Source organism: Micromonospora sp. WMMD1155 (genome assembly GCF_029581275.1).
GTDB lineage: Bacteria > Actinomycetota > Actinomycetes > Mycobacteriales > Micromonosporaceae > Micromonospora.
Genome location: NZ_CP120742.1, coordinates 5,666,539 through 5,683,258, shown reverse-complemented (window position 1 = coordinate 5,683,258; position 16,720 = coordinate 5,666,539). Strand labels below are relative to the sequence as shown.

At 70.2% G+C, this 16,720-nt stretch carries 14 protein-coding genes; 7 read left to right on the top strand and 7 right to left on the bottom strand.

Annotation, left to right across the window (positions count from 1 at the left end):
* Positions 1 to 97: 97 nt before the first annotated feature.
* From O7617_RS26040 to O7617_RS26030, 3 genes are all read right to left on the bottom strand, one after another.
* Positions 98 to 1,084 (bottom strand): alpha/beta fold hydrolase, encoded by a 987-nt coding sequence (locus O7617_RS26040; protein ID WP_282258756.1) that lies wholly within the window; start codon positions 1,082 to 1,084, stop codon positions 98 to 100.
* A 75-nt stretch (positions 1,085 to 1,159) separates the two neighbouring features.
* Positions 1,160 to 2,056: an acetyltransferase gene (locus O7617_RS26035; RefSeq protein ID WP_282258755.1), complete on the bottom strand. Its 897-nt coding sequence runs from the start codon at positions 2,054 to 2,056 to the stop codon at positions 1,160 to 1,162.
* A 156-nt stretch (positions 2,057 to 2,212) separates the two neighbouring features.
* The gene (locus O7617_RS26030) at positions 2,213 to 3,412 is read right to left on the bottom strand and encodes a low temperature requirement protein A (RefSeq protein WP_282258754.1); all 1,200 of its coding nucleotides are present in this window, start codon (positions 3,410 to 3,412) and stop codon (positions 2,213 to 2,215) included.
* A gap of 362 nt (positions 3,413 to 3,774) precedes the next feature.
* Here O7617_RS26030 and O7617_RS26025 point away from each other — a divergent pair, with 362 nt between their 5' ends.
* Both O7617_RS26025 and O7617_RS26020 read left to right on the top strand, forming a co-directional pair.
* Positions 3,775 to 4,878, top strand: a complete 1,104-nt coding sequence (locus O7617_RS26025) for a glycosyl hydrolase (protein WP_282258753.1) — start codon at positions 3,775 to 3,777, stop codon at positions 4,876 to 4,878.
* Positions 4,879 to 4,930: 52 nt separating this feature from the next.
* The gene (locus O7617_RS26020) at positions 4,931 to 5,866 is read left to right on the top strand and encodes a hypothetical protein (protein WP_282258752.1); all 936 of its coding nucleotides are present in this window, start codon (positions 4,931 to 4,933) and stop codon (positions 5,864 to 5,866) included.
* Between the two features lie 54 nt (positions 5,867 to 5,920).
* On the opposite strand, the gene O7617_RS26015 is transcribed toward O7617_RS26020, so the two are convergent.
* Both O7617_RS26015 and O7617_RS26010 read right to left on the bottom strand, forming a co-directional pair.
* Positions 5,921 to 7,867, bottom strand: coding sequence for a S8 family peptidase (locus tag O7617_RS26015; RefSeq protein WP_282258751.1), 1,947 nt, complete (start codon positions 7,865 to 7,867; stop codon positions 5,921 to 5,923).
* Positions 7,868 to 8,028: 161 nt separating this feature from the next.
* Positions 8,029 to 8,925 (bottom strand): NAD(P)-dependent oxidoreductase, encoded by an 897-nt coding sequence (locus tag O7617_RS26010; RefSeq protein ID WP_282258750.1) that lies wholly within the window; start codon positions 8,923 to 8,925, stop codon positions 8,029 to 8,031.
* Positions 8,926 to 9,133: 208 nt separating this feature from the next.
* Between O7617_RS26010 and O7617_RS26005 the strand changes: the two genes are divergently transcribed.
* Entirely contained in the window at positions 9,134 to 9,553 is a 420-nt protein-coding gene (locus O7617_RS26005) for a PPOX class F420-dependent oxidoreductase (protein WP_269679464.1), read from the top strand.
* 60 nt (positions 9,554 to 9,613) lie between these two features.
* Here the strand turns inward: O7617_RS26005 and O7617_RS26000 are convergent, their stop codons facing one another.
* The gene (locus O7617_RS26000) at positions 9,614 to 10,498 is read right to left on the bottom strand and encodes a bile acid:sodium symporter family protein (protein WP_282258749.1); all 885 of its coding nucleotides are present in this window, start codon (positions 10,496 to 10,498) and stop codon (positions 9,614 to 9,616) included.
* Between the two features lie 143 nt (positions 10,499 to 10,641).
* Between O7617_RS26000 and O7617_RS25995 the strand changes: the two genes are divergently transcribed.
* The gene (locus tag O7617_RS25995) at positions 10,642 to 11,967 is read left to right on the top strand and encodes a glycoside hydrolase family 18 protein (protein WP_282258748.1); all 1,326 of its coding nucleotides are present in this window, start codon (positions 10,642 to 10,644) and stop codon (positions 11,965 to 11,967) included.
* Positions 11,968 to 12,033: 66 nt separating this feature from the next.
* Here O7617_RS25995 and O7617_RS25990 read toward each other — a convergent pair whose 3' ends face one another.
* Entirely contained in the window at positions 12,034 to 12,429 is a 396-nt protein-coding gene (locus O7617_RS25990; RefSeq protein WP_282264874.1) for a hypothetical protein, read from the bottom strand.
* A gap of 142 nt (positions 12,430 to 12,571) precedes the next feature.
* Between O7617_RS25990 and O7617_RS25985 the strand changes: the two genes are divergently transcribed.
* From O7617_RS25985 to O7617_RS25975, 3 genes are all read left to right on the top strand, one after another.
* A complete protein-coding gene (locus tag O7617_RS25985; RefSeq protein WP_282258747.1) occupies positions 12,572 to 12,919 on the top strand; it encodes a hypothetical protein in 348 nt (115 codons plus the stop codon).
* 164 nt (positions 12,920 to 13,083) lie between these two features.
* Positions 13,084 to 14,139, top strand: coding sequence for an IS110 family transposase (locus O7617_RS25980; protein ID WP_282257763.1), 1,056 nt, complete (start codon positions 13,084 to 13,086; stop codon positions 14,137 to 14,139).
* A 34-nt stretch (positions 14,140 to 14,173) separates the two neighbouring features.
* Positions 14,174 to 16,681 carry a M14 family zinc carboxypeptidase gene (locus O7617_RS25975; RefSeq protein WP_282258746.1) on the top strand — a complete coding sequence of 836 codons (2,508 nt, stop codon included), beginning with the start codon at positions 14,174 to 14,176 and terminating at the stop codon, positions 16,679 to 16,681.
* The last annotated feature ends 39 nt before the right edge of the window (positions 16,682 to 16,720 follow it).

Below are 16,720 nucleotides of genomic sequence, written 5' to 3'. Positions count from 1 at the left end.
AGTCATAAATATGACTCTGAGGTATACCGCTCGTTGGCGCATGCGCCCCCGGGCCGCCGGCCGAGCCAGGGCCAGGACCAGGGCCCACTCACCCAGATCACCGCGACCGCTCCGGCGACGGCATCACCGACCGAGTGACACGTCTGTCGCCGGGGCCGTCGCGCCTTCGTAGAGCGCGACGTACCGCCGTCGCCACTCGTCGCCGTCGGCACCGAGGTTGAGGGTGTTGTGTTCGACGCCCAGCGCCTCGGGCAGGGTGCACACCCGCAGCGGCACCGCGTTCGCGTCGGCGATCCGGCGCGGCACGTCGACTGCCGCGGCGAGGTCCACCACGCCGTCGAGTGGGCTGATCGCCACCGCCACGCTCCGCAACGCGCCCCGTCGAGGCGGACGCGGCAGGGTGCGGGCGATCGTCAGGTACTGGGTGACGGCGGCGAGGGAGTATCCGCGTGACGCGGTCGCGCAGGACGCGACGCCCGTACAGCAGGAGGAGGGGTCGGACCAGGTACGCCGGCGCCTGTCGCGGACTCGGACCGAAGAACGGCGACAGCAGGAGCAGTCGGCGTACGGCGGCGCCGGGCACCTGGGCCAGCCAGGTGGCGAGCACGGCACCGCCGGAGATCCCCACGACGCCCACCTCGTCGCCCAGGGCCGCGGCGATGGCCCAGGCCCGCGCGGCGTACGTCGTCAGCTCCTCGGCCTCGACCCGGTGGTGGGCCTGCCGGTCGACGGTCCCGTGCTGCGGGGCGCGCGGCACCCAGACGTTGTAGCCCCGGTCGAAGAACTCCTGGGCCAGGTCGTCGTACTGCTCCGGCGCGAGGGTGTATCCGTGCAGCAGCAGGACGGCCCGGTCGGTACGCGAGCCGTGGCTGAGCAGACGGCTGCGCGACTCCGGGCGGACCGCCGGGTCCGTCGTCTCGCCCGCGACGTGAGCCTCGGCGGCCTGGACGGCGGTGTCGAAGTCGAGCGGCTGCGCGGGCGCGAGACGGCGGCCCGGACGCCGTACGGGCCAGAGCCAGAGCCCGCCGACGACCACTACGACCAGCGCCAATCCGCCGACGACGAACGCGATGATCTCCGGCATGGGCAGATGGTGGCACTGACGGCGGCCGACGGCGGCCCAGGGGTGCGCCCCGGTGACAGGGCGCACCCCTTTCGGCTATTCCGGGGTGTTCGGCGGTGCGAAGGTGACCCGGGTGCGCAGTTGCCGGAACCCGGTCCGTTCCAGCTCCGCCAGCACCGCCACGCGGTGTGCCGCGACGTCGGCGATGACCTCCCGGGCACCGTCGGCGACGAGCATCCGGACCGCCTCGGCCAGCAGTTCGGGACGGGCCGCCTCGTCGAGCAGGCCGAGATAGGCCAGGAGCGGGTAGCAGGCGTCCCCGGCGGTGCCGGCCAGGCCCACCGGTCGGCCGTCCTCCAGCACGACCCGCCATCCCCGCACCGCGTCCCCGAGCCACCCGAGGGGGTCGGTGGCCAGGTCGACGCCGCCGACCACCCGTGCGATCTCGACGCCGGTCAGCACGTCCGGCTCGGCGACCCGGGCGACCAGGGCGTTGATCTCCGCCGCGTCGGCGGGGGTGCGGAAGTCGTAGCGTCCGGAGGACGCCGGCAGCGGTGTGCCGGTCCAGGAAAACCGGATCCGTTCCTCCCGCTCGACCAGCCCGGCGAGCTGGGCGGCGGCCATCGGTGCACGCACCACCGCCAGCACCTCGGGTCGACGCCGCCAGTGCGCCGGCAGGGCGGCGTAGTACAGACCGGGACCGCCGAGTGCTTCGTGGGCGGCGCGCAACAGCTCCGCCCCCACCTCCGGTTCGGCGTCCAGATCGAACCGGTCCAGCCAGGGGGCGCCGACGCCGCCCGGTGGGAGGAGCCAGGCGGCTCGGGCGACCACCCGGCCGCCGCGCAATGCGATCCAGGTGGTCTCGGGGCGGTAGCCGCCACCGGCGACCCCGTCGGCGTACGCGACCTGGCGCAGTTGGGGCAGCGGGTCGGGCATGGAGTCGAACACGTGTTCCTCGCCCGCGACGAGCGGACGGATGACCAGATCTGTCATGGCGTGGTCCTTCGGGAAACGGACGCCCCGGTCAGATCCGCGCGGACGCCGGAGCGCGGAGGGGGCGCAGAACATCGGACATCGTTCTGACCTCCTCCCGGCTCGACGGCGTGCCGACGACCCTACGGGTGACGGTCGGCGGCCCGCAAGGGACGGTCACAGTGTCGGGTTGCTCTCCGGCGATCCACGCTGGTGGGCTCGCTGGTCGAAGACGGTGATGCCGGCCAGGATCACCGCCACGGTGACCGCCACGGCGACCGGCGGGAGCAGCACCATGGGCAGCGCCCCGACGATCAGCGCTACCACGCCGACGAACAATGCCGGGCAACGCGGCGTGGCGCGGCTGCCCTTCTCCAGGAAGCCGCGCCCGATCAGGAACAGCACCGGGCCACCGAAGACGATGACCACCAGGGCCCAGTCGATCGGCGGGTGGGGATCCTCGATGATCTGCCCGAACCCGACGGCGGTGCAGATGATGCCACCGACGATGAGCAGCAGACTGTAGCTGGCCCACCGGGACAGTTCGATCCCCTCCCCGCTCGGAGACGAGGCGTTCCCAGAACGGGCGTGGTAGAAGTAGATCCGCCAGAACGCGACGACCGCCACGAACGAGGCGACGAGGGTGATGGTCCCGTCTCGGGAGAAGCCCGGGAAGCTGACCGCGGCACCGGCTTCGAGCACCACCTCGGCGAGCGCGATCATGAAGAACTGGTTGTAGCGCTCGGCGAGGTGCGTCTGCGAGACGGTGACGCCCAGGGAGTTGAGCTGCCGTCCGCCCACCCGGGGCAGCGGGTAGGTGATGGCGGCGCCGATCAACTCGATGGCGAGCGCGATGGTCCAGAAGACGCCCCGACCGAGGCCGCCGCTGATGCCACCGCTGATCCAGAGCACACCCGAAGCCGAGTGCCAGGTCAGGATCCGGATCGAGAACCCCTGTACCGGGTGACCCCGCAGGGCGAACGCGAGGAAGAGCGGTCGACCGACCTGGATGATCACGTAGGTGACGGAGAAGACGACGCCGCGTTGCCCGAAGGCCTGCGGCAGGGAGACCGCCAGCACCAGTGTGCCGAACATCGTCGCCAGCAGGAAGGCCTGGAGTTCGGGACGGCGCGGGTCGTAGGTGCTGGACAGCAGCGCGTTGAGTGACCAGATCATCCACATCGCGGCGAAGAAGAGGACCGTCTGGCCCGCCTCGGACAGCAACGTGTGCCGGACGATGGTGAGGTCGTCCGCGACCCGCCCGGCGAGGCGGGCGAGCGCGAAGACGTAGACGATGTCGAACAGCAGCTCCAGGACGGTCGCCGAGTTCGGGCTCCGGGTGTCCCCGAGGCCCCGGAACACGCCACTCGGCGACACGGACGGCGGGACCGCTCAGCCGGCCGGAGCCGCCGACACGGGCACACCGAGGTGACGACGGTGCTCGGTGATCCGCCCCGCTGCCATCGCTCCGGGCCTCCTCACCGACCGGTCCCACCTGACCACCGTGAGTATGTTATCTATCTTCGGCCCGATTTGGCGGCTTATGGCCGGATGGGTGATCGGAGGTGCGGTCAGACCGCTCGGGCGGCGCGGATCGCTGACCGGCTCGTCGGCGTCGCGGTTTCGGCGAAACTGTTATCCAGGTACGGCTGGCGAGTCTCCTGATGTGGGGCGTTGGCGGGATCCTCCCGCCGACGCGGCATCGAGTAGCGATGCGAGCACACGAAGGAGTCGAGACGATGCGCGCAACCGGCCCGGGAGAAGCGGACGCCGCGAGGGGCGGTCGGGGCGTCCACGCGGAACCCCGACGCGGGTCACCCGGCCGCCTTCCGATCGGTGTACGGCGTCTGCTGTGGCCGCTCGCCGTGGCCGCCGTGGTCGCCGTACTGGTCAGTGGTGTGGTCGTCGTGATGCAACCGACCGGGCCGACGCCCGCCCCGGCCGCGACGCAGGCGCTCGACGCCCCGCCGTCCACCGGTCCGGAGCCCGACTCGTCCACCGGGACCACGCCCTCCGCCACGGCGAGCCCGACGGCGGTGAGCCCGTCGGCGACGCCGTCGGTGAAGCCGACGACCGGGCGTCCGGTCGCCCCGGCGGCACCGGCGGTGACCTCGAAGCGCAAGGGCGTCGGGGTGTGGACCTTCGACGGGGTCAGCCAGGCGCTCGCCAACTCCGGCGCGAGTTGGTATTACACCTGGGACGTGAAGCACCAGGGCGTCACCAGCCCGAAGGGCGCCGAGTTCGTCCCGATGATCTGGGGGGCGAAGAGCGTCACCGCCACCAACCTGCAACAGGCCAAGAAGAACGGCAAGTACCTGCTCGGGTTCAACGAGCCGGACCTGAAGGGTCAGGCGGAGATGACCGTGGAGCAGGCGTTGGACCTGTGGCCGCAGTTGCAGGCCACCGGCCTTCCGCTGGGCAGCCCGGCGGTGGCCTGGGGTGGTGACCGGCCGGGCGAGTGGCTCGACCGCTTCATGGCCGGGGCGAAGCAGCGCGGCTACCGCGTCGACTTCATCGCCCTGCACTGGTACGGCGGCGACTTCACCACCGCCAACGCCGTCAACCAGCTCAAGTCGTACCTCCAGGGCGTACACGACCGCTACCGGCTGCCGATCTGGCTCACCGAGTTCGCCCTGATCGACTTCTCCAACGGCGTCCGCTTCCCGACCCAGGCGCAGCAGGCCGCGTTCCTCACCGCGGCGACGAAGATGCTGGGCGGCCTGTCCTGGCTCCAGCGGTACGCGTGGTTCGGCCTGCCCGCCACGGACAAGGACCAGACCGGGCTGTTCCGCACCGGCAGCGAGGCGACCGCCGTCGGCCGTGCCTACCAGGCGGCTCGCTGAGCGCGCCGACACCGCTGGCGCGGCGGCGGTGACGTGACCATACTCAGCCGACATGGAGAAGGTCCGTTCCGAGCTGGGTCGGGACCTGGCGCACGCGCTGCGTACGGGTCCGTTCTCGGCGGCCCTCCACCTCGCCATCGAGGACCGCGGCATGCGGCTGGAGGAGATCCAGGAGAAGCTGTCGGCGGCCGGCGTCAGCGTCAGCCTCACCACGCTGAGCTACTGGCGACGCGGTCGCAGCCGGCCGGAACGCCCGGAGTCGATCAAGGCGGTCCGGCTCCTCGAGGCGATCCTGTCGCTGCCGGCCGAGTCGTTGATCGTCCAACTCGGCCCGCGCCGACCTCGGGGCCGCTGGCTGAGCCAGCCACCCGGGACGATCGAGATCGACCGCCTCTTCAGTGACGGCACCAGCGTCGCCAAGATGGTCGCCGAGGTCGACCGGTGGCTGTACCACGAGCTGACCAGGCTCAGTCTGCACGACCTCTACGTGGTGGGCGATCGACGCCAGGAGATCAGCTTGACCTGCCGGCAGGTGCTGCGGGCCAACACCGACCGGGTCTCGCGGACGGTCGGCATCTTCCGCACCGACGACGTGACCGCCTCGACGCGGATCAATGCCGTCCGCAACTGCCGGCTCGGCCGGGTGCGCTCGGAGCACGGCTCTGGCCTACTCGTCGCGGAGATCATCTTCGACCGGATGCTGGCCCAGGGCGACACCGTGGTGATCGAGTACGAGTTCCTGAGCACCTCGCAGCTGCCGACGGACAACTACTACCGGGGGTTCTCCACCCCGGTCAGCGAATACGTGCTCCAGGTGCAGTTCGACCACGACGCCGTACCGGCCCGCTGTCACCGCTTCGAGCGACGTGGCCTGCACGCGCCCGACCAGGGTGTGTGGGAGGCGTGGATCGGGTCCACCCACGGCGCCCACCTGATCGCCTCGGACGTCCCCCCGGGGATCGTCGGCATGCGCTGGGAATGGGAGTGAGCGGCCCCCGGTCCCGGGGAGCCGCTCACTCCGGTTCTTGTTCTCGTGCTCCGGTCAGCTCGCGCTGATCGTCACGTCGTCGATCACGAAGCTGGTCTGGTACGACCAGTCCTCCACGCCGTTGAACGTCAGCGTGGCGGTCTGCCCGGCGAACTGGCCCACGTTGATTACTTTCTCGACGTACCCGTTGGTCTTGTCCAGGTTGGTGTAGCTGGCCAGGGTCGTGCCGCCGAGCGTGACGGTCAACCGGTCGTAGGCCAGGTTCTCGTACTCGGCGGTGGTGATCCGGATCCAGAACCGCAGCGTCGCGTTGGCGCATCCTGCCGGGATCGTCACCGACTGCGACAGGGTGTCGGTCTGTACCCGGCCGCCACCGTTGAGCCAGGCGTTCCGACTGCCGGAGCGCGCGGGATACTGCGACCAGGCGCCGATCACGTTCGCCGTCGCCGTCCACGGCGAGGTGCCAGTCTCGAAGCCGGGGTTGCCGACGACCTGCGTCGGCGTGCAGCCACCGCCGCCACTGGTGACCGTCCAGGTGAAGGTCGCCTGGGCGGTCCGGCCCGCCGCATCGGTGAGGGTCACCGTCACGTTCGAGGTGCCCGCCGTGGTGGCGCTGCCGGTGATCCGCCCGGTGGACGCGCCGATGGAGAGCCCGGCCGGCAACCCCGAGGCGCTCCAGGTGTACGGGGTGGTACCGCCGCTGCCCTGCACCTGCACGTCGACGGCCTGGCCGACAGCCGAGATGCGGTTACCCGGGTTGGTCACCGACGGGCTGCCCGGGCCGGGGTCGGTGCCACCGATGAACGCGGTGTAGAGCAGGACGTTCGGCGAGCCGCTACCCGGACTGGTGATCTTGCCGGTGGTGCCGTTGTTCACCAGCGCGTTCCGGACCTCGGCAGGTGTCGCGCTGGGGTTGGCGCCCAGGTAAAGTGCCGCCGCACCGGCCGTGTGCGGTGACGCCATCGAGGTGCCCGTCATCGTGGCGCTGCCGTTGTTGCTGGCGTACGACGCCGAGACGATGCTCGTGCCGGGGGCGAAGATGTCCAGGCAGGAGCCGTAGTTGCTGCTGCTGTTGCGCCCGTCGGAGCTGGTGCTGTTGCCGACCGTGATGGCCGCGGTGACCGCCTGGGGGCTGTAGTAGCAGGCGTCGTCCGAGGAGTTGCCGGCTGCCTGCACGAACTGCACACCCGAGTTGATCAGGCTGGTGACGGCGCTGTCCATCGCCTGGCTCGTGCACCGGCTGCCGCAGCCGATGCTGTAGTTGACCACCGCCGGCTTCTGCGCGTTGGCGCGTACCCAGTTGATGCCCGCGATCAGATCGTCGTTCGTGCCGCTGCCCTGGCAGTTCAGCACCCGTACGGCGACCACGCCGGCCTTCTTCGCGATGCCGTACGTGGTGCCCACCGCCGTGCCCGCGACGTGCGTGCCGTGCCCGTGGCAGTCCTGCGGGGTACTGTCGTTGTCCACCATGTCGGTGCCCTGCCGCACGCGGCCGGTGAACTCGTTGTGGTTGGCGTTGATGCCGGTGTCGAGGACGTAGACGGTGACCCCCTGGCCCGGGTTGGCCGGGTAGGTGAAGGTCTGGTTCAACGGCAGGTTGCGCTGGTCGATCCGATCATCCCCCCAGTTCGGCGGGTTGGTCTGGGTGTCCAGTACGCCGATGCGCTGGACCTGCTCGACCGACGCGACGGACGGGTCGGCGGCCAGCCGTTCCGCCTGCTTAACGGACATGTTCACCGAGAAGCCGGGCAGGGCCGACGCGTAGACGTGCCGGGTCTGGCCACCGAAGCGGCCGGTCAGCTCACGGGCCTTGCTGTCGACGGCGGTGGCCACCAACGCGGTGGACCTGAGCGTGACGATGTAGCGGTCGGCCACCGCGTTCGGGCCGTCCGCGTACCTGATGGTGCCGGTCGGCTCAGCCTGGGCGGGCCCACCGACGCCGATGGCCCCGGCCAGCGCCAGAACGAGCGCGAAGCCAGCGGCTGGGAGTCGTTGCAACACGGGTGATCTCCTCCAAGGTGCCGACTCCGCGATCCGCGTCCGGGTGACGCCGAATTCGGAGGGCTGCGCCGAAAGGTAGGAGGAGACGCGGCAGCGCGAACAGCCCGGTTAACAACGATCGATGTTTCGTAACGTCAAAACTGTTTATGGGCTTCGGCGCGTCAACGGCCCGGGTCGACGTGGTCCCGCCATGAGTGCTGCGGCTCGTAACCGAGCACCCGTCGCGCCTTGTCGATGCTGAGCAGGGTCTCGTGCTCGCCGAGATCCTTCCGGATCTCCACACCCGGGTAGACCTCGGCCATCAGACTGGCACTGGACCGGCTCATCACGGTGTCGGCGTTGGCGATGACGAACACGTCGGCGCCGGGCCGGTCGTGGGCGAGCGCGCGCTCGACCGCCTGCGCGCCGTCGCGGGCATCGATGTAGCCCCACAGGTTCCACCGGCGTAGCTGCGGGTCCGCGTCGAACGAGGGGAACGGGGCGTAGTCCTCGACGTCCATCACGTTGGAGAAGCGCAGGCCCACCATGACCAGCTCCGGGTCCCAGCGGCAGAAGTGCCGGGCCATCTCCTCCTCAAGGGCCTTGTTCAGGGAGTACGTCGACTCGGGGCGCGGCGCGTACTCCTCGTCGACGGGCGCGTACGGCGGCGGGGTGTCGAACGGCAGCCCGAGCACCGTCTCGCTGGACGCCCAGACGATCCGCTTGATCCCGGCCGCCCGGGCCGCGGCGAACACGTTGTACGTGGCGGCGGAGTTGTTGGCGAACGTGGTCGCGTTCGACATCAGCCCGGGGGCCGGGACTGCCGCCAGGTGCACGATCGCGTCGACGCCACCCGCGTGTTCGTCGGCGCCCCCGGTGAACGCCTCCACCACCTGCCCGTAGTCGGTCAGGTCGACCAGGAGGAACTCGCCGTTCACGTCGCGGGGGTCGCGGCCACCGGCGCGGTCCACCGCCAGCACGTCGACGCCGACCGCGCGGAGGTGGGCGACCACGGCGCGGCCGAGCTTGCCGGTGGCGCCGGTGACTACGACACGCCTGGGCAGTGCAGGGTTGCTCATGACTCCATCTTCACCGGGGGCGAACGCGGACCCACACGCGGGTATGCGGTACCCCTAGGGTGCAGGCCGGCGACGCCAAGGGACGCCTCCTCATGCGCGACGGCCGCTGGCTCGGCTGACCGCGCGAGGTACCCGCGCGTACCACCATGATCGGGCCTTCGGGTGCGTAACGTGCAGGGGGTAAACGTTGTCGCGACGAGGAGACCTCATGTCCAAGCCACCGCTTCCCGAGGCCGCGGTCGAGATGCTGCGCAAGCCGAACCCGGCCGTCATGACCACGCTTCGCAACGGTGGTCAGCCGGTCTCCGCCGCCACCTGGTACCTGTGGGAGGACGGCCGGATCCTGGTGAACATGGACGAGAGCCGCCGCCGGTTGGAGCACGTCCGCAACGACCCCCGGGTGTCGCTCACCGTCCTGGACGAGGCCGGCTGGTACACCCACGTCAGCATCATCGGGCACGTCGCCGAGCTGCGCGCCGACGAGGACTTCACGGACATCGACCGGTTGGCCAAGCACTACACCGGCAACGCGTACCCCCGGCGTGACCGTGGCCGGGTCAGCGCCCTGATCGAGATCGACCGCTGGCACGGCTGGGGCTCACTGAAGGACAACAGCCAGATCGGCTGACCTCCGCCACCCCCCTGTCGCCGCCGACCGCAGCCGTCGGCGGCGACAGAACACCGGTGGTCAGGGCGTCGGCGTCGCGGCGGACCGGGTGCGGGCGCGGGTCACCAGGTAGCCGAAGGCCGCCGCGGTGAAGAACATGACGATGCCGTAGACGGCCCCCGGGATCGCCATCTGGGTACTGTCGAGCAACGCCGGGCTGAGCGCGATGGTGATGGCCAGGGTGCTGTTGTGGATGCCGATCTCGAACCCGGCGGCCGTCGCGGCGCTCCGGTCGACCCCGGCGAGCCGCGGCACCCCGTACCCGATGGCGAGGCTGAGCAGGTTGAACGCGAGCACGGCCAGGCCGACCGCGACGAAGTAGTCGGCGATGTTCTCCCGTTCGCCGAGCACCGCCCCGGCGATGACGGCGACGAGCACCACGACGGAGAGGACCCGCACCGGGCGGTTCAGCCGTTCGGCGACGTGCGGCATGCGGGCGCGGATCAGCATGCCGATCGCGACCGGGACGAGCACGATGGCGAAGACCTGCACCACCTTGTCGAACTGGAGTCCGAGGCTTCGCCCGTCGGGTAGGAAGTACGCCGCCGACAGGTTGACCAGGATCGGCAGGGTGAACACGGCGAGCACCGAGTTGATGGCGGTCAGGGTGATGTTCAGGGCCACGTGCCCACCGAACAGGTGACTGTAGAGGTTGGCCGTCGTGCCGCCCGGCGAGGCGGCCAGCAGCATCATGCCCACGGCCGACTCCGGTGCCAGGTCGAACGCGAGGACGAGGCAGAAGCAGAGCGCCGGCAGCACCAGCACCTGACACACCAGGGCGATGACGGCGGCTCGCGGGTACTGGGCCACCCGGCGGAAGTCGGCGATGGTCAGTCCGAGACCCAGACCGAGCATGATGACGCCGAGGGCGATGGGCAGTCCGATCAATGTCAGGGCGGAGTCCATGGCACAACATCGTTACCAGCGGGTAACGACGTCACAATCCCCCATGTGGCTGGACGGCTCTTGACCGTGGACGGTGACCGGCTTAACTTCATCAATCAGATAAGTCTCTTTACTATTCTGTTTGATGTCGTGGGAGTGTGCCGATGCGACCATTCCGCCACCGCCGTCTCACCGCCGTCGTCACACTGGCGGCTCTGCTGATCACCGCCGCACCGCCCGCCGCCGCCAGCGCGGGCGACGACAAGCAGCACCGCAGCGGCTACCACCGGGTCGGCTACTTCACCCAGTGGGGCATCTACGGCCGGGCATTCCCGGTGAAGAAGCTCGACACCTCCGGGGCGGCGAGCCGCCTCACCCACATCAACTACGCCTTCGGCAACGTCAGTGAGGACGGCCGCTGCTACGTCGACGGCGGGCCGGGCGAGGGCGACGCCTGGGCCGATTACCAGCGACCGGTTCCCGCCGAGGAGAGCGTCGACGGCGTCGCCGACGCACCGGGTCAGGCCCTCAACGGCAACTTCAACCAGCTCGCCAAGCTCAAGGCCAAGCACCCGAAACTCCAGGTGCTGATCTCGCTCGGTGGCTGGAGCTGGTCGACGTACTTCTCGAACGCCGCCCGCACCGACGCCTCCCGCAAGGCGTTCGTCGCGTCCTGCATCGACCTCTACCTCAAGGGCAACCTTCCGGGCAGCCCGGGCGCCGGGGCCGGCGTCTTCGACGGCATCGACCTCGACTGGGAGTGGCCCAACTGGGACGGTGAGCCGGGCAACGTGATCCGCCCGGAGGACCGGGAGAACTTCACCAAGCTGCTCGCCGAGTTCCGCCGGCAACTCGACGCCCACGGACGCAAGACCCGCACGCACCACCCGCTGACCGCCTTCCTGCCGGCCAACCCCGCGACGATGGACGCCGGCTACGAGGGTCGCAAGATCTTCACGTACCTGGACTTCGCCACCGTGCAGGGGTACGACTTCCACGGCGGCTGGGACGCGAAGACCAACCAACAGTCCGCGCTGCGCGTGCCGACCGGCTCGCCGGACAACCCGGACTTCTCCGTCGAGGTGGCGGTCGACGGGTGGATCGCCCGGGGCGCTCCCCGGGGCAAGCTGGTGCTCGGCATCCCGTACTACGGTCGCGGCTGGACCGGCATCACCGGCGGCGGTAACGGTCTCTTCCAGCCGGCCACCGGGCCCGCGCCGGCCACCTTCGAGGCCGGCAACGAGGACTACAAGAAGCTCAAGACCCTGGCCGGTAACGGGTTCACCGTGCACCGCGACCTGCGCGCCGGGCACGCCTGGCTGTTCGACGGTACGACGTTGTGGACGTACGACGACCCGGCTGTCGTGTTGCAGAAGACGCTCTACATCCGCCGGGCCGGTCTGGGCGGCGCGATGGTCTGGTCGCTCGACGGCGACGACGACAACGCCACGCTGACCAGGACGATCGACCTCGGCCTGACCACCTGGTAGGCGACTCTTCCGGCGGCTCCCTTGATCATGCGGCGAGGACCTGAGTCAGGACCTCCGCTCACGTGCTCAGGGGAGCCGCTCCTCCTGCGTGGTGACCGCGCGCACCGTCGCCTCGACGAACGCGGTCACCTGGTCCATGTCCCGAGCCTGGTGCACGTCCAGCTCGGCCGACCAGCCCGGACGGCCGAGCTGGACCGTCACGTCCTCGCGACGGTGGGCCAGCCAGTCGGCGATCGCCTGCACCAGCACCATGGCGGGGCCCGCGCCGCCGACCGCCACCCGCAGCACATCGGCGCCGTCGGTCGACGTCCCGTCGGCGGGCGTGGTGGTCACCGCCTCGCGGAGCCGGTCATCGGCGCGCAGCCAGGACGTCAGCGAGCGCCGCGCGTCGGCGGAGGAGGAATCTGGATGGACCGAGAGTGTGATCATCTGCGGCAACGTCTCCACCTTCCAGCCAGGCATCGACAACGCTCTCATCCTGCCAGCCCGTCAGCGCGTCGGCATCCCGGCCGGTCGTCGAAGTCGATCAGACCTTGACCATGGTGTCGGCCGGTTCATAGGCTCCGGCCACTGCGAGGCTCTTCCCGAGAAGGGAACCCGAGACATGGCCCCATCGTCGCGTCCGTTCTGGACGGTCCCTCCGAAACGGCTGGCAGGTGCCGCCACCGTCGCGCTCCTGCTCGGCATGGCTCCCCTGGTCAGCGGCACGTCGACAGCGAGCGCCGCCCCACCGTCGCGGTGCGGCAGTGACCCGAACGCCCGGCTGGGCACCGTGCCGAGCCCGGAGTCCGTGCTCGGCTTCCCCCTCGGCACGGGGCAGGAACGGGTCGTCACCAACGACGAGATCCGGACGTACCTCGGGGCCGTCGACAGCGCCTCTGACAGTGAGGATGTAGGAGCGGATCACCCGGCTGGTCTGACTCAGCCTCTGACTGACGTTGGCGTCTTCTAGCGGATTCGTCGGCCTGTCCGGGTGACCCGTTCCTGCACTCACCTGCGGGGCGTTCGTGACCTGATAGGAGCCTGTGCAAGAGGTCCCATCACTGTCCTGTCCGCCCGTCCCGGCGGTGCGTGCCGACCCTGTTCGGTGCAAGCGAGAGGGACGACGGTTTCAGCATGGCAGCCAGGAAGCGTCAGGTCACAGGCGGAGTCGATACCCACGGCAAGACTCATCACGCGGCGGCGGTTGATCAGGCCGGCCGGATTCTGGGTGATCAGGAGTTCCCGGCTACCACCGCCGGCTACCAGCTCCTGCTGGCCTGGCTGCGGGGGTTCGGTGCGGTGGTGAAGGTAGGCGTGGAAGGCACCGGCACCTACGGCGCCGGACTTGCCCGCTTCCTCACCGCTCGTGGCATCGCCCTGGTCGAGGTCGACCGCCCCGATCGGCGGGCCCGCCGCGCCAAAGGTAAGTCCGACCCCTTGGACGCGCTCGCCGCTGCCCGCGCGGCCCTGTCCGGGCAGGCCAACGGCACACCCAAGACCCGCACCGGCCCCGTCGAAGCCATCCGCGCCCTGCGGGTCGCCCGACGCGGAGCGGTCAAGGCCCGCACCGCTGCCCTCAACCAGCTGCACGGGCTGATCGCCTCCGCGCCCGACACGCTGCGCCAAGAACTCAACGGTCCGGCAACGACACTCGTCAACCGATGCGCCGCACTGCCCGTCAACGAGACCCGGCTCACCGACCCTGTGGAAGCCACCAAGGCGGCCCTGGCCGTGATCGCCACCCGGATCCAGACCCTGACCACCGAGATCAACCAGGCCGATCGCCGGCTACGACCCGTCGTCGCCCGCACCGCCCCACACCTGAGCGCCGTCTATGGCGTCGGCCCCGACGTCGCCGGACAGCTCCTGACCACCGCCGGCGACAACCCCGACCGGCTGCGTTCCGACGCCGCCCTGGCCCACCTCTGCGGAGCCGCACCCATCCCCGCCAGCAGCGGACGCACCGATCGGCACCGCCTCAACCGCGGCGGCGATAGAGCCGCCAACTCAGCCCTGCACACCATCGCCCTGGTCCGCATGCGCTACGACCCCCGCACCCGCGCCTACGTCGACAAACGCACCAAACAAGGACTCAACAAAAAAGAGATCATGCGCTGCCTCAAGCGCTACATCGTCCGCGAGGTCCACACCGCCCTCCTCGCCGACTTCACCGCCCTCAACACCCCTTGACTTCTATAGGAGCATCCGGGTCGTCACGGGAGTGATGACCACCAGCGTCCTCGGCCGGCCGCTGCCGTACGCGGTGGTGTCCAACGAGCGCAACGTGCGGCCCGCCGCCCTGCGGAAGATCGCCGACGACGTACGGGACCTGCGCGACCCGCGCCGGACCACCGCGCGGACGGCCGCCCGTACCGCGAAGAACAGCCCGGCCATCGTCTGGGTCACCGCCAACGTGCACGGCGGCGAGAAGAGCGGCACCGACGCGGCGCTCAAGACCCTGTACGAGTTGGCGGCGGGCCTGTCCTGCGAGGTCGCACGGCGCAACGACAACCTGGTCACCATCATCGTCCCCACCCAGAACCCGGACGGCCGGGACGCGACGCGGCGGCAGAACGAGTTCGGCTTCGACCTGAACCGGGACTGGTTCGCCCGCACCCAGCAGGAGACCGACGGCAAGCTCGACCTGCTGCGTCGCTACCCGCCACAGGTGTTCGTCGACGCCCACGAGATGGGCGGCCGGCAGTACTTCTTCCCGCCCAACGCCGACCCGATCCACCACGAGATCGCCGGCGAGGCGGTGGACTGGATCAACCGGATCGGCGAGGCCAACAAGGCCGGCTTCGGTTTCAACGGCGCCTGCGACGACACCGTCATCACCGAGTGCTACTTCAACTACGACACGTACGACATGTTCTTCATGGGGTACGGCGACACCGTGCCGACCACCGGCTTCGGTGCGGCCGGCATGACGTACGAGAAGGGCAGCGCCTCGGCGGTGGCCGACCGCGTGCAGCAGCAGTTCCACACCCAGTGGTCGACGCTGGGCTGGGCCGCCGCCAACAAGCGTGAGGTGCTGGACGGCTACTACGACGTCTGGACCGACGCGCTCGCCCAGGGCCGGGCGGGCACGCTGGAGCCGAACGAGGTGGTGCAGCCCACCAACGAGGTCCAGTTCCCGGTGCCGGACGTCACGATCCGCTCGTACTTCCTGCTGCCCGACCGGCAGCTCGCCGACGTCCGCCGGCTCGTCGAGCGGCTCCGCCGGATGGACGTCGAGGTGTACGAGGTGCGCAAACCGACCCGGGTGCCCACCGCACGGGTCTTCGGCGGGCGCAGCGCCACCGACGTGACGGTGCCCAAGGGGGCGTACTGGATCCCGATGGACCAGCCGCAGAAGCACTGGATCCAGGCCGTCATGGGCGAGGACCCGTACGTGCCGTTCCCGTACTTCTACGACGTGTCGTCCTGGAGCAACCCGCTGCTGATGGGCGTCTCGGCCATCTACACCGGCGACACCGTCAAGCCGAACGCCGAGCTGGTCCGGAAGATCGCCGGTGGTCGCACCGGCCCGGCCTGGCCGTGGGGTTCGTACACGTACCCGCTGGACTCGGCCGCCGCCGCCGAGTTCACCTTCACCCTGCTCGACCGCGGTGTCCCGCTGGTCCGCGACCTGGCGAGCAGCCGGGTCGCCATCCCGACGGCCACCGTCAGCCGGACCGTCGACGAGCTGGCCAGGTCGCTCGGGGTGACGCTCACGCCGGGCGGTCGACCGACCGGCACCCGCCTCGACCTGCCCGACGTCGGGCTCTTCCAGGGCACCGGAATCTCCACCACGTCGGGCTCGCACGGCGAGGCGCGCTACGTGCTCGGCAAGCGGTGGGGGCTCGACCTGAAGCCGGTCACCACCGCCGACATCAACGACAACACCGCCGCGTTCACCGGGCGTACCGTGCTGGTGGTGCCGGACGGCAGCAGCCCCACCGGCGGTCTGACCGCCGCCGGTCAGGCCAACCTGCGCGAGTGGATCGCCCAGGGCCACACCTACGTGGGGCTGCGCAACGAGGGCACCCGGCTGGCTCGCGCGGCTGGGCTCACCTCGACCACCGAGAAGACCAAGCCCGCCGACTACCTGGTGATCGGCTCGCACCTGCGCGTCGACGTGGACGTCTCCAGCCCGGTGGCGTCGGGTCGCCCGGCGGAGGACTTCGAGTTCAACAACAGCGACCCGATCCTCACCCCGAGCACCACCGGGACGAACGTGCTCACCTACCCGACCGGTGACACGTTCTGGGCCAACGGCTACACCGTCGGCGCGGACACCCTCAAGGGCACGGCGGCGGTCGTGGACGAGCCGACCGGGGCCGGTCGGGCGGTGCTGTTCGCGTTCAATCCGCTCTTCCGGGCGTACAACGAGAATGGTCTGCACCTGGTGGCCAACGCGCTGCTCTACCCGGCGGGCGCGACGCCGGACGCCCGGCGCACGGCCGCCGTCGACGCGGCGCGCGCCAGCGCCGCCGCCGCGCCGGTGACACCGGACCTGGGCGGCGGTTGGCGACCGATCACCATCGAGGTCGCGGCGGCGGACCTGCCGCGCGCCCAGGCGATCGTCGAACGCTTCACCACCGACGCGAAGGCGTCCGCGAAGAACGATTCGGCGTACGTCGTGATCCCGAACCCGCGCGGACTCCAGGCCGACGAACACCCGTTCGCGAAGGATCTGGTACGCGCGTTGCGCGACGCGCGGGTGCCGTTGCGGTCGGTGGTGGGCTGACGTAGCTCCGCACGGCGAAGCGCCCGTCCCCAGGTGTGG

Coding starts and splice junctions, on each gene's coding strand:
- O7617_RS25975 (WP_282258746.1), top strand. CDS start 14,174: ATGACCACCAGCGTCCTCGGCCGGCCGCTGCCGTACGCGGTGGTGTCC.
- O7617_RS26025 (WP_282258753.1), top strand. CDS start 3,775: ATGCGCGCAACCGGCCCGGGAGAAGCGGACGCCGCGAGGGGCGGTCGG.
- O7617_RS26035 (WP_282258755.1), bottom strand. CDS start 2,056: ATGACAGATCTGGTCATCCGTCCGCTCGTCGCGGGCGAGGAACACGTG.
- O7617_RS25980 (WP_282257763.1), top strand. CDS start 13,084: ATGGCAGCCAGGAAGCGTCAGGTCACAGGCGGAGTCGATACCCACGGC.
- O7617_RS26000 (WP_282258749.1), bottom strand. CDS start 10,498: ATGGACTCCGCCCTGACATTGATCGGACTGCCCATCGCCCTCGGCGTC.
- O7617_RS26040 (WP_282258756.1), bottom strand. CDS start 1,084: ATGCCGGAGATCATCGCGTTCGTCGTCGGCGGATTGGCGCTGGTCGTA.
- O7617_RS26010 (WP_282258750.1), bottom strand. CDS start 8,925: ATGAGCAACCCTGCACTGCCCAGGCGTGTCGTAGTCACCGGCGCCACC.
- O7617_RS26005 (WP_269679464.1), top strand. CDS start 9,134: ATGTCCAAGCCACCGCTTCCCGAGGCCGCGGTCGAGATGCTGCGCAAG.
- O7617_RS25985 (WP_282258747.1), top strand. CDS start 12,572: ATGGCCCCATCGTCGCGTCCGTTCTGGACGGTCCCTCCGAAACGGCTG.
- O7617_RS26020 (WP_282258752.1), top strand. CDS start 4,931: ATGGAGAAGGTCCGTTCCGAGCTGGGTCGGGACCTGGCGCACGCGCTG.
- O7617_RS25990 (WP_282264874.1), bottom strand. CDS start 12,429: ATGCCTGGCTGGAAGGTGGAGACGTTGCCGCAGATGATCACACTCTCG.
- O7617_RS25995 (WP_282258748.1), top strand. CDS start 10,642: ATGCGACCATTCCGCCACCGCCGTCTCACCGCCGTCGTCACACTGGCG.